Genomic DNA, 14,573 nt, shown 5'->3' with positions numbered 1-14,573 from the left:
CCCATAACGCCACGCCCCATGCTTGACGCGATCATCCGCTTTTCGCTGCGCTTTCGTGGCGTCGTTTTCTCGCTGGCCGTCATGGCTGCCGGCTACGGGCTCTTTACGCTGACGCGCGCAAAGCTCGACGTCTTTCCCGAATTCGCGCCGCCGATGAGCATCGTGCAGACGGCCGCGCCCGGCATGACCAGCGAGCAGGTCGAGACCCTCGTCACACAGCCGGTTGAAAATGCGCTCGGCGGCATGACCGGCCTCCAATCGATTCGCTCGCGGTCCATGCAGGGGCTTTCCTCGGTCACGCTCGTCTTCGAAGACCATGCGAATGTGATGCAGGTCCGCCAGCTCGTCACCGAGCGCATCGGCGCGCTCGCGGGCGCGCTGCCGGCGGGTGTCGCGGCGCCCCAACTCCTGCCGCTCACCACCACGACGAGCGTCGTGCGCACCATCGGCCTCACGTCGAAGACACGCTCGCTGGCGGATCTCTACGACATCGCCCAGTGGACCGTCAAGCCGCAATTGCTCGGCACACGAGGTGTGGCCGACGTCATAGTGTTCGGCGGGAAGACGCGCCAGATGCAGATCCAGGTCGACCCCGCGAGGCTGATGCAGCATGGCCTGTCGACGCAGGACGTGATTGCCGCGGCGCGCCAGGCCACCGGCGTGCGCGGTGCGGGGTTCATCGAAAACAGCAACCAGCGCATCGCCATCAATGCCGATGGCCAGATCGCCACACCGCAAAAGCTCGCCAGCGTCGTGCTGCGGTCCAGCAACGGCGCGGCGGTTCGCCTCGGCGACGTCGCCAACGTGACCTGGGGAAACGCGCCTGCCGTTGGCGCTGCATCGATCATGGGCAAGCCCGGCGTCATGGTGGTGATGGAAAGCCAGTACGGCACCAACACGATGGCCGTGACTCGCGACATCGAAAAGACGCTCGCGGGACTCGAGCCCGCGCTCGCGCGGCAAGGCGTGAACGTGAACACCAATGTGTTTCGGCCTGCCAACTTCATTGAGGCCGCGGTGGGCCACCTGCGCACGGCGCTCATCGTCGGCGCCATGCTGGTCATCGCCGTGCTGTTCCTGTTCCTGCTCAATGTGCGCACCGCGGTGATCTCCTCGGTCGCGATTCCGCTGGCGCTGCTGATCGCGATCATCGTGCTCACTGCGTTCGGCGTCAGCCTGAACACGATGACGTTGGGCGGGCTCGCGATCGCGCTGGGCGAAGTGGTGGACGACGCCATCATCGACGTGGAAAACATCTACCGGCGCCTGCGCGAGAACCGCACGCTGCGCGAGCCGCTTCCGGCGTTTCGCGTCGTGCTGCGCGCTTCGCTCGAAGTCCGCAGCGCCGTGGTCTTCGCCACCTTCATCGTGATGCTGATCTTCCTGCCCGTGTTCACGCTCACGGGTATAGGCGGGCGGCTCTTTGCGCCGCTCGGCATCGCCTACATTCTGGCCGTGCTCGCATCGCTCGGCGTCGCCCTGACGCTCACCCCGGCGATGGCGCTCGCGCTGCTGGCGACGGGTCCCTTGCCCGAGCGGGAGCCGCGCCTGATCGGCCGCCTCAAGACACGTTACGTCGCACTGCTGATGAAGGTCGAGCGCCACGTGAAAGGGATCATGGCGGTCGTCGCGGTGATGTGCGCGGCCGCGCTCGCATCGCTGCCCTTCATGAGCGGGAGTTTTATTCCGCAACTGCGCGAAGGGCACTACACCGTTCACATGGGGCTAGCGCCCGGCACGTCGCTTGCCGAATCGATGCGCATCGGCACGCAGGTCTCGAAGGCGCTGATGCAGGTGCCGGGCGTGCGCCTCGTGGCGCAGCGCGCGGGCCGCGCGACCGGCGTGGTCGACCCGACCGGCGTGCAACTGTCCGAGTTCGAGGTGGACCTCGAGCCGATGAGTGCATCGGGCCAAAGCTGGGCGCTCTACCGGATTCGCCAGGCGCTGGCGCGCTTTCCGGGGCTCTCCACCTCGATCAACACGTTCCTCGAGGAACGCATCGATGAAACCATTTCGGGCACGACGTCGCCCGTGGTCGTGAATGTGTTCGGCAACAATCTCGATGTCATCGACCGTACGGCGCAGCAGATCGCACAGTTGATCGGCACGATCCACGGCGTCGCCAGCGTGCGCGTGGACTCGCCGCCCGGCATTCCCGAACTGGACGTGAGACTGAACCCCGACGCCCTGAGCCGCTCGGGCTTGCGTCCTGTCGAGGTGCTCGATGCGATCCAGGCCGCATACGCCGGCGTGACTGCATCGCAGATCCACGAGGGCAACCGCACCTATGACGTTGCGGTCGTGCTGGACCCGGCGCAGCGCCGGACCGTCGGTGACATCGGCAAGCTCATGGTGCGCAATGCCGACGGCTTTGCGGTGCCGCTCGCCTCGCTCGCGACGATCCGCCAGGTCGCCGGCCGATATCAGATCACCCATGACGGTGGCGAGCGTGTACAGGCGGTATCGGTCAATCTCGGCAACCGGCAGGTCACCGACTTCGTGAAGCAAGCGCAGGCGCGCGTGAACCGCGAGATCAGGATGCCGCCGGGCACCTATGCCGTTTTCAGCGGCGAGAGCGAAGCGCGCGCGCAATCGCAGCGCGACCTGCTCGCGTATGCCGCAATTGCGCTGGTGGGCATCGCACTGCTGCTGTTCCTGGCCATGAAGAACCGGCGCGCCGTGATGCTGGTTCTCGCCAACCTTCCTTTCGCGCTCGTGGGCGGTGTCCTGAGCGTGGTGCTGAGCGGCGCGAGTCTGTCGCTCGGCAGCATGGTGGGCTTCGTCACACTGCTTGGCATATCGCTGCGCAATTCGATCATGCTGATCAGCCACTACGAACACCTGGTGCATGTCGACCGCCTGGCCTGGAACATGGACACCGCCGTGCGCGGCGCAACAGAGCGGTTGGTGCCGATCCTCATGACCGCGCTGGTGACCGCGCTCGCGCTGCTGCCGCTCGCCGTGACGAGCGGTGCGCCGGGCAACGAAATCGAAGGGCCGATGGCGATCGTCATTCTGGGCGGCCTGATCACGTCGACTGCGTTGAACCTCATCGTGCTGCCGGCGCTGGCATTACGTTACGGGCGCTTCGCGCGCGAGGAAAGCTCCGAAGCCGGGCCGGCGAGCGCGTGACCCGGCAACATCGATGGCACGTATCTGCCCCCCGCACGGTGCCGTAAATGACCCCGTGATCACCGTCATCCGCTGACGCAAGAGAAGGCGCGCTCTTCTCCCGCAGATCGCCAAGCCATTCGAACGCCGTCCAACCTCGGCGCGAAAAGCCCCCGTCCCAATTGCTCGTTTTTGATTGCAGCGACAGCCGCCGGCACCGCTGCAACGCCTGAGCATCGTCAACCCTGTGATTCCAGACCGGGATTTCCCTGGGCTGACAGACGCGCGATCGCGCGTTTAAATAAATCAACTTGAATTAATTAATCGCTGCACAGACGGCTCACCCGCTGGAGGAGATTCGTGAAAGGTCCGCATACTGGCCCAGGCAGCCACTCGGCAAAGGTGCGCCGGTGCAACGAGCGCCGGCTGCTTCACGCATTGCGTCGTACCGGACAAGCCTCGAAAGCGGATCTTGCGCGGCTCACAAACCTCACCACGACGGCCGTGGATAGCTATATCGCGCCGCTTGCCAGGGCTGGACTGATCGAGTTCCCCGACCGGCATGTCGACGGTCGGCGCGACCAGCTGGCGTTGCGCGTACGCCTCGCGTCCCGCGGCGCCTTCGGCATCGGTGCACGCCTCGATCGCACCCGCATTGAGACGGTGCTGGTGGATTTCGCCGGCCAGTTGCTGGGTCGTCGGGTTCACGACGCAGCGCTGCCGCATCCAGCCGATGTCCTCGAGGTCGTCCAGGACGACATTCACCACCTGCTGCAAGTGCTTACCGCGGAAGAACGCGCACGGCTCGCCGGCGTGGGTGTCGCGCAGCCGCATAACGCCGGAAGCCGGCAACGCGAGTCGTGCCTGCCGTCGGAAACGTTTCTCGTATGGGATGAAACCCGCTTTGCGGGTGAACTCGAGCGGGCGCTGTCGCTGCCCGTCTGTAGCGAATACGATGGAACGGCCGCCGCGATCGCCGAATTGTTTTACGGCTGCGGACGCCATCGTGACGATTTCCTCTATCTGTTTCTCGGGCCTGCGGTCGGAGGCGGCATCGCCGTCGACGGTGATTGCCTGCGCGGCGCAAGCGCTCACGCGGGCGATTCCCGTGCGATGCCCATCTCGCCTGACCGGCTAGCGTCGGCATCGCGGCCCATGGGCCGATGGGACGTCCTGCTTTCGCGCGCCTCGCTCGACGCGCTGTCGCGACACCTGCGTGCCAGCGGTGAAGCGGTCGAGCATCGCGCGGGCCTTGAAGATTGCATTGTGCGCTGCCAGCCGACGGTCGACGAATGGCTCGACGATTGCGTCGATGCACTCGCCCCTGCCCTGCGCGCGATGGTGTGCGTGCTCGACGTGCCGGCAATCGTGGTCGACGCCGATGTCGACGCCGGTCTCATCGACAAGCTGATACGGCGCTTGCGCGTCGCGCTGTCCGCCGACGCGCCCCAGGCGCGCGGGGCACCGAGACTCCTGCACGGCACATTTGGCGCGCATGCGGGCGCGCTCGGCGCAGCCACGTTGCCGATGTTGTTCAACTTTCTTCCGCGTGCCGAGATGCTTCCGGAGCCGACGGAATCGCTCGATTCAATGTATTAATCTTTTCATGACGCTCAGGATACCGTAAGAAATGTCCAACCTTTCCGAATCCAGACTGACCGTATCGAAACTCACCCAGTCACCTGCATGGCGTGCGCTTGCCGCACATCGTGCAAGCTTCGTGCACGGTTCGATCGGTGAACTATTCGCCAACGATCCGGATCGCGCCGTCCATTTCTCGCTGGAAGCGGCCGGCCTGTATGTCGATTACTCGAAGAATCTGGTCACCGCCGAGACGCTCGAACTCCTGTGTGCGCTCGCGCGCGAGACGGGTGTGGAAGAACGGCGTCGGGCGATGTTTGCGGGCGAGCGGATCAACGTCACCGAAAACCGGCCGGTCCTGCACGTTGCGCTACGCGAACGCAGCGCCACGCCAATCGTGGTCGACGGCAAGGACGTGGTCTCTCAAGTCTCGGCAGTACTGGACAAAATGCGCCGCTTCACCGATGCCGTCCGCGAGGGCATGTGGCGCGGCTATTCCGGCCGCGCGATTACCGATGTGGTGAACATTGGCATTGGCGGCTCGGACCTGGGACCGCGCATGGTCTGCGAAGCCCTCAAACCGTATGCGCACGAAGCGTTGACGATACACTTCGTCTCCAACGTCGACGGCGCGGACATCGCCGAGGTATTGCGCAGCGCCGATCCGGAAACGACGCTCTTCATCGTGGCGTCGAAGACTTTTACCACTCGGGAGACACTCGTCAATGCCCGCACCGCGCGCGCATGGCTGCTCGCGAGCGGCGCGCCCGAAACGGCCGTCGCGCAGCACTTCGTGGCCGTTTCCACGCATACCGAAGCCGTCGCCGCGTTTGGCATCGATACGGACAACATGTTCGAGTTCTGGGACTGGGTGGGTGGCCGTTACTCGCTCTGGTCCGCGATCGGGCTACCCATTGCGCTCGCGATCGGCATGGAGGCCTTCGAGGCCATGCTCGGCGGCGCTCACGCGATGGACCGGCATTTCGTCGAGGCGCCGCTCGCGCAGAACTTGCCGGTCCTGCTAGCATTGATTGGCGTCTGGCACATCAACTTCTTCGGCGCCACGAGCCACCTGATTGCACCGTACGACCGCTACCTGCACCGTCTGCCGGCGTACCTGCAGCAGCTCGACATGGAGAGCAACGGCAAGTCCGTCACCCTGTCGGGCGAGCGCGTCGACTATGCGACCGGGCCCGTCATCTGGGGAGAGCCCGGCACCAACGGCCAGCACGCGTTCTTCCAGTTGCTGCACCAGGGGACCGCTTTGATTCCAGCGGACTTCATCGCCTGCATGCAGCCGCATCATGCGCTCGACGCCCACCACGAAATCCTGCTCGCCAATTGCTTCGCACAATCCGAAGCACTGATGAACGGCGCGCCGGCAGCGAGCGAGCCGCATCGCAACTTCGATGGCAACCGCCCGACCAACACGATTTGCCTGGACAAGCTCGATCCGGCTTCGCTCGGCGCCCTGCTCGCGCTGTACGAGCACAAGGTGTTCGTGCAAGGCGCCATCTGGAACATCAATTCATTCGATCAATGGGGCGTGGAGCTCGGCAAACGGCTGGCTGCGACGATCGAGGGCGAAGTCGCCCAGGCGGATGTCGCGCTGGCTCATGACAGTTCCACCAGCGCTCTGATCGACCGCTTCAGACAGCGGCGCAAGCCGCGCTCCGCATCGACACTTTAATTTGACTAACCGGGTCAATTCGAATGACGACGAATCTCCCCAAACTGGTCGTGTTCGGCGAAGCACTGACCGACTTTATCCGCGCAGACGACCAGCGCTGGAGCAGCGCGGCCGGTGGATCGTGCTGGAACGTTGCCCGTGTGGGCGCGCGCCTTGGCGTGTCCACGGGCTTCGCCGGCACCGTGAGCCGCGACACCTTCGGCGACGAGTTGATGCAGCAAAGCCAGCGGGCAGGACTCGACATGCGCTTCATCCGTCAGGTCGAGCGTGCGCCGTTTCTCGCCATGGTCGTTTCGAAGCATCCGCCGCAGTATTTTTTTGTCGGCGAGAACAGTGCCGATCTCGCGTTCGACGCGCAGTCGTTGCCCCCGGGTTGGCTCGACGCGGCCCAGATCGTTCACTTCGGCTCGCTCAGCCTGGTCCGGCAGCCGCTGGCCGCGCACCTTCTGGAGATTGCGCAGGCGGCGCATGCGGCCGGCAAGCAGATTTCATTCGATCCGAACTACCGCGATCTGATGGCCGGCCCCGCCTACCGGAGCACACTGCGCCGCATGGCCGGGCTCGCCAGCTACATCAAGGTTTCCGACGAGGATCTACGGGGCTTGTTCCCCGAACTGGACGAAGCCCGCGCGCTCGCCCAACTGCGCGCGTGGGCCCCGGCAGCGGCAATCCTCCTGACGCGCGGCGCCGAGGGCATGCAATTGTTCACGGCGCAGGAAGTGTTGTTTCAGCCGGCATTCTCGACCCAGGTGGTCGACACCGTCGGCTGCGGCGATGCCTGCTTTGGCGGATGGCTGGCGAGTCTGCTCACGCGGCCCGATGCGCCGCTGGCCGCTCATCTGGCGTTTTCCGCCGCGTGTGCCGCGGCCACGTGCGCCCGGCAAGGCGCCTACGCGCCGCAACTGTCCGACGTGGCTGCGCTAACCGATTGCGCGAGCCTTTGTCCCGACCTCCAACACTGAACGCACTGAACGCCATGACCAAACGCCCTAGCCGCGGCGGCCCGGATTATCCGCCATTCGCCTTCGTCCTGTTCGGTGGAACAGGCGATCTGGCGATGCGCAAGATCTTGCCCGCCCTGTTCGCAGCGCACCGCGACGGCTTGCTCGCGCCCGACGGCCGCATTGTCGCCGTCGCGCAAACAGCGCTCGATACGAGTGGCTATCTGCGCTGGGTTCGCGAGCATGTGAAGCCCCATATCGCGGGCGACGCCATCGAAGATTCAGTATGGCGAAGCTTTCTCGAGCGCATCGCCTACGTCATGCTCGACGCCGGCCAGCCAGATTCGTACGCCATGCTGCGCGAAACACTCGATACCGCACGCGGGCGGCGCATTTTCTATCTGGCGACCGGGCCTGCGCTGTTCGTGCCGATCTGCCGCGCACTGGCATCGGCCGGCCTCACCGAAGGCTCGCGCATCGTGCTGGAAAAGCCGCTCGGATACGATCTGGATTCGTCCAATGCGATCAATGATGCAGTCGGCGAAATCTTCGACGAAGACCAGATCTACCGGATCGACCACTATCTGGGCAAGGAAGCCGTCCAGAACCTGCTCGCACTGCGTTTTGGCAATTCGTTGTTCGAACCATTGTGGCGACGCGAATGGGTCGAGAGCATCCAGATCACGGTAGCCGAGCAACTGGGCGTCGAAAGTCGCGGCAATTTTTACGATCAAACCGGCGCGTTGCGCGACATGGTGCAGAACCACCTGCTGCAACTGCTTGCCATCATCGCGATGGAACCGCCGCGGTCCATGGATGCGGACGCGGTACGCGACGAAAAGCTGCGTGTGCTGCGCGCACTCAAACCGGTGCTCGGCGACGAGATCCGGCAGAACGTGGTCCGCGGCCAATATCACGCAGGCGCGATCAAGAACACGTCCGTCTGCGCTTATCACGCGGAGGCGGGTGTCAGCCAGGGCAGCACGACCGAGACGTTCGTCGCGTTGAAAGCCGAAGTGGAAAACTGGCGCTGGGCGGGTGTGCCGTTTTTTCTGCGCACCGGCAAACGACTTGCCGGCCGCATCGCTGAAATCGTCGTCAATTTCCGGCCGGTGCCACACTCGGCGCTGGGCCCGACGGCCTTGCGTCCGGGTTCGAACCGGCTGACGATCCGTTTGCAGCCTGACGAATCGATTCGCCTCAGCGCGCTCGCCAAGCAACCGGGCATGGGCATGACCTTGCAAGGCGTGCACCTCGATCTCGCCTTCGATCAATTCTTCCAGCAAGACCGGATGGAGGCTTATCAGCGCTTGCTGCTCGATGTGATCGGCGGACGGCTTGCCCTCTTCGTGCGGCGCGACGAACAGGAAGCCGCATGGCGCTGGGTCGCCCCGATCATCGAAGACTGGGCCGTTCAGGCAAGCCAGCCGAAACCCTATGCTTCCGGCACCTGGGGACCGGCCGCGGCCAGCGCGCTGCTCGCGCGCCACAACACATGCTGGCCGGAAGAAGAAAACTGACCAGGCACGACCCTCTCCCCCCTTTCTCTCAAAACCACGAGCATGGATAACATCTGGCATCTCGAATGGCCTCACGGCTCCCTCAACGTTCACTCAAGAGGCGGCATGCTCGGCGGCGTTTCCCTACGCAATGGCAGCAGGCGGGTCGCACCGTTTTACGAAGCCCCGTGGCTCGACGATGAAACACACGGGCAGACGGGACTACTCGGTCAGCTCAGAAGCGAATTTCCCTGCGTTCCGTTTGGGGTGCCCTGGTCTGCCGAGACGGTCGTGGAAAACTGGCGAAAGAGCCTCGCCGCTTCAGTCGATGAACGCGATGGTCCGCTGGATGCGAGTGACGACCTGCTGCACGGTTATGCCTGCGTGGGTGAATGGACCCTCGTGCGCCAGACGAAGCACTCGATCGAGATTGCGCTCGAATATCCACCCGAATCATCGATTGCCCGCGTCGTGCGCGTGGTCCGTGCCGACCCTGATAGCCCCGCAATCGACTTCTCCGTGAAGATCGAGGCGCGCCGCAGCACGCGACGCCCGCTTGGACTGCATCCCAACCTGGCTTTGCCGTCGATGGCCGGAGCCATGCAAATCCATACGGGCGCGTTTCGCTTTGGCGTTGTGCATCCGGGCGGCCCCGAGCCCGGCGTATCGCGTGCCGCCCCAGGCGCGGTTTTCGAGCGGCTCGATCATGTACCGCTACGCGCCGGCGAAGCGGCGGCATTCGACCGCCTCCCCTTTGCGCACGATACGGAAGAGATCATTCAGCTCTGCGGTGTCGATGGGTCGGTCACGCTGACGAATGAGGAATCCCAGGTGACTTGCCGGCTCACGTGGGACGCCTCCGTGCTGCCGTCGCTGCTGCTGTGGATCAGCAATCGCGGCCGCACCTACAGCCCCTGGAACGGCCGCAACCTGTGCCTCGGCGTCGAGCCCGTGGCGAGCGCATTCGAGCTTGGCTGCCGCCCTTCGCTGGCGCAAAACCCGATCAATGCCAGAGGGATTCCCACTGCGGTCGCGCTCGAGCCTGGCCGGCCGGTCGAAATGGCTTATCGATTCGAGATCGTGACGCCATAAATTGGCGTGCGACAAGAGCCGCTCAGGAAACGATGCAAAATCCAAAGTTATCTCAGAAGGCCATGCTGCTCCCCTTGCCCACGGCATACGTCAGGGACGCGTCGCTCGCAGCCCATCTGGCTTTCGCGCTGTGCCGCACGGGTCGGGGAAATCGGCATCAGCTTTTCCAACTGATCCGCATGACCTATCTTTCGTACCTGCTATGGCATGACGGATACGGGAATGCGGCATACGAATTGTATTGCGATGCCGAAGGTGCGTTAGAGGCTGCCGCCGAGCACGCCTATGCAACCGATGAGTGGAGTCTGGGCGATGACGCAACGCGATTAACCCAGGACATCGTCCGAATTTACGATGAGCAAATAAATTCGGTTTCCCGTCGACAGTACCTGCAATGCACCTCGAAACTCGATCGTTTACTCCGCATCGAGATACCGGACAAGATACGCAAAAGTCAGGCTCACGCTGCCTAACGCATGTTTTGGCATAACTGCCGCATCGTCGCGCCGGATACGGTTTGACGGGGATCGGCGCGGGCCGTCGTCAGCGTTCAATTGGCACGCCCAGCCCGACGGGTGAGCACCCCATCACCGGGATTTCCCCAGGCTGACACAGGCCGCGTTCCGTCATTAAATAAATCAACTTGATTTATTTAGTCGCCAACCCTGTCACACCCTTTGCTGGCGCAACCGGAGAAAAACACGTGAGAAGTCCGCATGTCGGCCAGGGCAGCAACTCGGCCAATGTCCGCCGCTTCAACGAGCGACTGCTGCTGCAGGCGCTGCGGCGCGCCGGCGAGGCCTCGAAGGCCGATCTCGCCCGCCTCGCCAATCTCACCAGCACCGCCGTGGGCAGCATCATCACCTCGCTTGCGGAAAACGGCCTCATCGAGATGAGCGGACGGCGCCTCGACGGCGGACGCGGCCAGCCCGCCTCGCTCCTGCGGCTCGCGCCGCGCGGCGCGTTCGCCATCGGCGTGCGGCTCGACCGGACCAATATCGAAACCGTGCTGGTCGACTTCGCGGGCCAGATGATCGGCCGGCGCTCGCACGACATGCTGCTCCCCCAGCCTTCGGTGGCGCAGGACATCGTCCAGCAGGACATCCGCGAACTATCCGCCCTGCTGGATAAATCCGAGCGCAGCCGGCTCGCGGGCATTGGCGTCGCGCAGCCGTACAACCTTGGCAGCTGGCTGAGCGAGCTGGGTCTGCCCGCCGAGGCGTTCCGCGTGTGGAGCGACGTCGATTTCGCGGGCGAGCTGGGCCGCGCGCTCGGGCTGCCCGTGTTCAGCGAAAACGACGGCAACGCCGCCGCCATCGCCGAAATCTTCTACGGCTGCGGCCGTCAGCGCGACGACTTCCTTTATCTGTTCCTCGGCCCGGCCATTGGCGGCGGCATCGCCATCAACGGCGACTGCGTGCGCGGCCTCTCCGGCAACGCGGGCGACTTCGCCGTGATGCCCGTGCCGCCGGGCGCCCTGCCCTCGGCGCACAAGCCCGCCGGCAAGTGGGACATCCTGCTCTCGCGCGCCTCGCTCATCGCGCTGCGCCGCCATCTGCAATATCACGGCGAGACGGTGGACAACCGCGCCGATATCGAGGCGTGCATCGCACGCGGCCATCCGGCCGTCGGGGAATGGCTCGACGACTGCATCGATGCACTCGCGCCCGCGCTGCGCGCCGCGCTGTGCGTGCTCGACGTGCCGGCCGTGGTGCTCGACGCCGACGTGGACGCGGGCCTCATCGATACGCTCATGCAGCGCCTGCGCGTGGCCGTGGCGGCCACCGCGCCCGAGGCGCGCGGCACGCCCGCGCTGGTGCGCGGCACCTTCGGCCCCGACGCCGGCGCGCTGGGCGCCGCCACGCTGCCCATGTTCTTCAACTTTTCGCCGCGTGCGGGCATCCTGATGGGCGCCGGCGCACAAGCCAACGTACAAGCGCAGGAGGAGAGCCATGTCGCGCTCTGAACAGACGCCCCCGCTGCTGGAAATGCGGGGTATCAGCAAGACGTTTCCCGGCGTGCGCGCGCTCGACAACGTGCGCCTCTCGGTGTGGCCCGGCGAGGTGCATTCGCTGATGGGCGAGAACGGCGCGGGCAAATCCACGCTCATGAAGATTCTCTCGGGCGCGTATCAGGCCGACGCCGGCGGCGAGATCGTGCTCGACGGCAAGACGGTCGTGATCGACGGGCCGCTCGCCGCGCGCGAGCTGGGCGTGGCCGTGATCTACCAGGAGCTGAGCCTCGCGCCGAACCTTTCGGTTGCCGAAAACATTCACGCGGGCCGCGAGCTGCGCCGCGGCGGCCGCCGCTTCGGCATGGTCGATCGGGCCGCCATGGAGCGCGGCTGCGAAGACGTGCTCAAGCGTCTCGGCGCCAGCTTCGGCCCCGCGGCGCTGGTGGGCTCGCTCTCCATCGCCGAACGCCAGCTGGTGGAAATCGCGCGCGCCGTGCATGGCGACGCGCGCATCATCGTGATGGACGAGCCCACCACGCCGCTCTCCTCGCGCGAAACCGAGCGTCTGTTCAAGCTGATCCGCCAGTTGCGCGAGGAAGGGCTCGCGATCATCTACATCAGCCACCGCATGGCCGAGATCTACGAGCTCTCCGACCGCGTGTCGGTGCTGCGCGACGGCAGCTACGTGGGCACGCTGATGCGCGACGCGCTCAACGCGGAAAGCCTCGTGGGCATGATGGTGGGCCGCGATATTTCGGGGTTCTACAAAAAGGAGCACGCGCCCTACGATCCCGGCAAGGCAGTGCTCACGGTGCGCGACGTGGCCGACCACAACCGCGTGCGCGGCTGCAGTCTCGACCTGCATGCGGGCGAAGTGCTCGGCATTGCCGGCCTCGTGGGCGCGGGCCGCACCGAGCTCGCACGCCTGATCTTCGGCGCGGAGCCGCGCGTGCGTGGCGAGATCGCCATCGACGGGCGCACGCTCCACGTGCATGGCCCGCGCGATGCGATTGAGGCGGGCCTCGTCTATCTGACCGAGGACCGCAAGCATCAGGGCCTCTTTCTCGACATGAGCGTGCGCGACAACATCAACGTGGCCGTGGCCGGGCGCGATGCGCGCTTCGGCGTGCTCGACCTCGCGCGCGGCGCGTCGCGCGCGAAGGACTCGATCCGCTCGCTCTCGATTCGCGTGCCCAGCCCGCGCGTGAACGTGGGCGCGCTCTCGGGCGGCAACCAGCAGAAGGTGCTGCTCTCGCGCCTGCTGGAAACCAGACCGCGCGTGCTGATCCTCGACGAGCCGACGCGCGGCGTGGACATCGGCGCGAAGTCGGAGATCTACCGCATCATCAACGACCTCGCCAAAACCGGCGTGGGCATCATCGTGATTTCGAGCGAACTGCCCGAGATCATCGGCGTGGCCGACCGCGTGCTCGTCATGCGCGAAGGCGAATTCGCCGGAGAGCTGGGCGGCTACACCGGCAAGCCCATCACCCAGGAAGCCATCATCGAACTCGCCACCGGCTCGCAGGACGCGCTGGACGAGGCCGCCTGATACAGACGAACCCGTCCGACGCACCCGTCCGACGCACCAGTCGAAGAGATATTGAGGAGCACGACATCATGAAGAACATCCTTCCCCGCCACGGCGTTGCAGCGTCGCCCGCCCAACCGGCCCAGGCCGCGCGCGGGGGCGCTGCGCCCAACGGCCATCGCGCCCGCATGAAATCCCTCATGCGCACGGCAGGCATGCTGCCCGTGCTCGTGCTGCTATGCATCGGCTTCGGCTTCCTGACCGATGGCTTCGTCACGTTCCAGAATCTCTCGATCGTCGCGCAGCAGGCGTCGATCAACATCGTGCTCGCCGCCGGCATGACCTTCGTGATTCTCACGGGCGGCATCGACCTCTCGGTGGGCTCGATACTGGCCGCCTCGGCGGTCACGGCCATGCTGTGCTCGACCGTGCCGGGCTGGGGCTGGCTGGGCATTCCCGCCGCGCTCGGCGTGGGGCTCGGCTTTGGCATCGTCAACGGCGCGCTGATCTCGCTGCTGCGCCTGCCGCCGTTCATCGTCACGCTCGGCTCGCTCACGGCCGTGCGCGGCATCGCCCGCCTCATCGGCCACGACACCACCGTCTTCAATCCGCAACTCTCATTCGCCTTCATCGGCAACGGCACGGTGTTCGGCGTGCCCTGGCTCGTGATCATCGCGCTGGTGGTGGTGGCCGTGTCGTGGTTCGTGCTGCGCCGCACGGTGCTTGGCCTGCACATCTACTCGGTGGGCGGCAACCCCGAAGCGGCGCGCCTCTCGGGCATCAAGGTGTGGGGCATCGAGATGTTCGTCTATGCGGTCTCGGGCCTGCTCGCGGGCCTGGGCGCGGTGATGTCGGCCGCGCGCCTCTATGCCGCGAACGGCCTGCAGCTCGGCCAGTCGTACGAACTCGACGCCATCGCGGCGGTGATCCTGGGCGGCACGAGCTTCGTGGGCGGCGTGGGCTCGATCGTCGGCACGCTGATCGGCGCGCTCATCATCGCGGTGCTCTCGAACGGCCTCGTGCTGCTGGGCGTCTCGGACATCTGGCAATACATCATCAAGGGCCTCGTGATCGTCGGCGCCGTGGCGCTCGACCGTTACCGCCAGCGCGGCTCGGCGCGCACCTGAAACGCTTGACCGGCCTTGAACCGGCTTTGAACCGGCTTTGAAAGCGG

9 protein-coding genes and 1 pseudogene are annotated in these 14,573 nt (G+C 65.3%); all 10 read left to right on the top strand.

The features are described 5' to 3' along the window. The first annotated feature begins 18 nt into the window (after positions 1-18). Positions 19-3,132, top strand: a complete 3,114-nt coding sequence (locus PWP93_RS21580) for an efflux RND transporter permease subunit (protein WP_421045879.1) — start codon at positions 19-21, stop codon at positions 3,130-3,132. Between the two features lie 339 nt (positions 3,133-3,471). Further along, on the top strand, positions 3,472-4,710 hold the full coding sequence (locus tag PWP93_RS21575) for an ROK family transcriptional regulator (RefSeq protein WP_421045878.1): 1,239 nt from the start codon (positions 3,472-3,474) through the stop codon (positions 4,708-4,710). 31 nt (positions 4,711-4,741) lie between these two features. Beyond that, positions 4,742-6,382 carry a glucose-6-phosphate isomerase gene (gene pgi, locus PWP93_RS21570; protein WP_421045877.1) on the top strand — a complete coding sequence of 547 codons (1,641 nt, stop codon included), beginning with the start codon at positions 4,742-4,744 and terminating at the stop codon, positions 6,380-6,382. A gap of 23 nt (positions 6,383-6,405) precedes the next feature. Next, on the top strand, positions 6,406-7,344 hold the full coding sequence (locus tag PWP93_RS21565) for a carbohydrate kinase family protein (protein ID WP_421045876.1): 939 nt from the start codon (positions 6,406-6,408) through the stop codon (positions 7,342-7,344). Positions 7,345-7,358: 14 nt separating this feature from the next. Next, positions 7,359-8,843, top strand: coding sequence for a glucose-6-phosphate dehydrogenase (gene zwf / locus PWP93_RS21560; protein ID WP_421045875.1), 1,485 nt, complete (start codon positions 7,359-7,361; stop codon positions 8,841-8,843). 270 nt (positions 8,844-9,113) lie between these two features. Further along, a complete protein-coding gene (locus tag PWP93_RS21555) occupies positions 9,114-9,914 on the top strand; it encodes a hypothetical protein (RefSeq protein ID WP_421045874.1) in 801 nt (266 codons plus the stop codon). Positions 9,915-9,946: 32 nt separating this feature from the next. After that, positions 9,947-10,387, top strand: coding sequence for a hypothetical protein (locus tag PWP93_RS21550; protein ID WP_421045873.1), 441 nt, complete (start codon positions 9,947-9,949; stop codon positions 10,385-10,387). A gap of 230 nt (positions 10,388-10,617) precedes the next feature. Next, positions 10,618-11,880, top strand: coding sequence for an ROK family transcriptional regulator (locus PWP93_RS21545; RefSeq protein WP_421026895.1), 1,263 nt, complete (start codon positions 10,618-10,620; stop codon positions 11,878-11,880). Next, complete coding sequence (locus PWP93_RS21540; RefSeq protein WP_421045872.1) at positions 11,867-13,420, top strand: sugar ABC transporter ATP-binding protein; 1,554 nt, start codon at positions 11,867-11,869, stop codon at positions 13,418-13,420. The genes PWP93_RS21545 and PWP93_RS21540 overlap by 14 nt, the downstream gene beginning before the upstream one ends. A 149-nt stretch (positions 13,421-13,569) precedes the next feature. After that, positions 13,570-14,526: pseudogene (locus PWP93_RS21535) on the top strand (ABC transporter permease subunit); the annotation flags it as partial. Positions 14,527-14,573: the final 47 nt, after the last annotated feature.

It is taken from the genome of Paraburkholderia sp. A1RI-2L (genome assembly GCF_048957375.1).
Taxonomy (GTDB): domain Bacteria; phylum Pseudomonadota; class Gammaproteobacteria; order Burkholderiales; family Burkholderiaceae; genus Paraburkholderia.
The sequence above is the reverse complement of the archived record's forward strand: the minus strand, read 5'-3'. Positions and strand labels throughout refer to the sequence as shown.

Bases quoted from the DNA above. Each gene is read 5' to 3' on its own strand.
- PWP93_RS21580 (WP_421045879.1), top strand. From the start codon at position 19: ATGCTTGACGCGATCATCCGCTTTTCGCTGCGCTTTCGTGGCGTCGTT.
- pgi (WP_421045877.1), top strand. From the start codon at position 4,742: ATGTCCAACCTTTCCGAATCCAGACTGACCGTATCGAAACTCACCCAG.
- PWP93_RS21565 (WP_421045876.1), top strand. From the start codon at position 6,406: ATGACGACGAATCTCCCCAAACTGGTCGTGTTCGGCGAAGCACTGACC.
- zwf (WP_421045875.1), top strand. From the start codon at position 7,359: ATGACCAAACGCCCTAGCCGCGGCGGCCCGGATTATCCGCCATTCGCC.
- PWP93_RS21550 (WP_421045873.1), top strand. From the start codon at position 9,947: ATGCAAAATCCAAAGTTATCTCAGAAGGCCATGCTGCTCCCCTTGCCC.
- PWP93_RS21540 (WP_421045872.1), top strand. From the start codon at position 11,867: ATGTCGCGCTCTGAACAGACGCCCCCGCTGCTGGAAATGCGGGGTATC.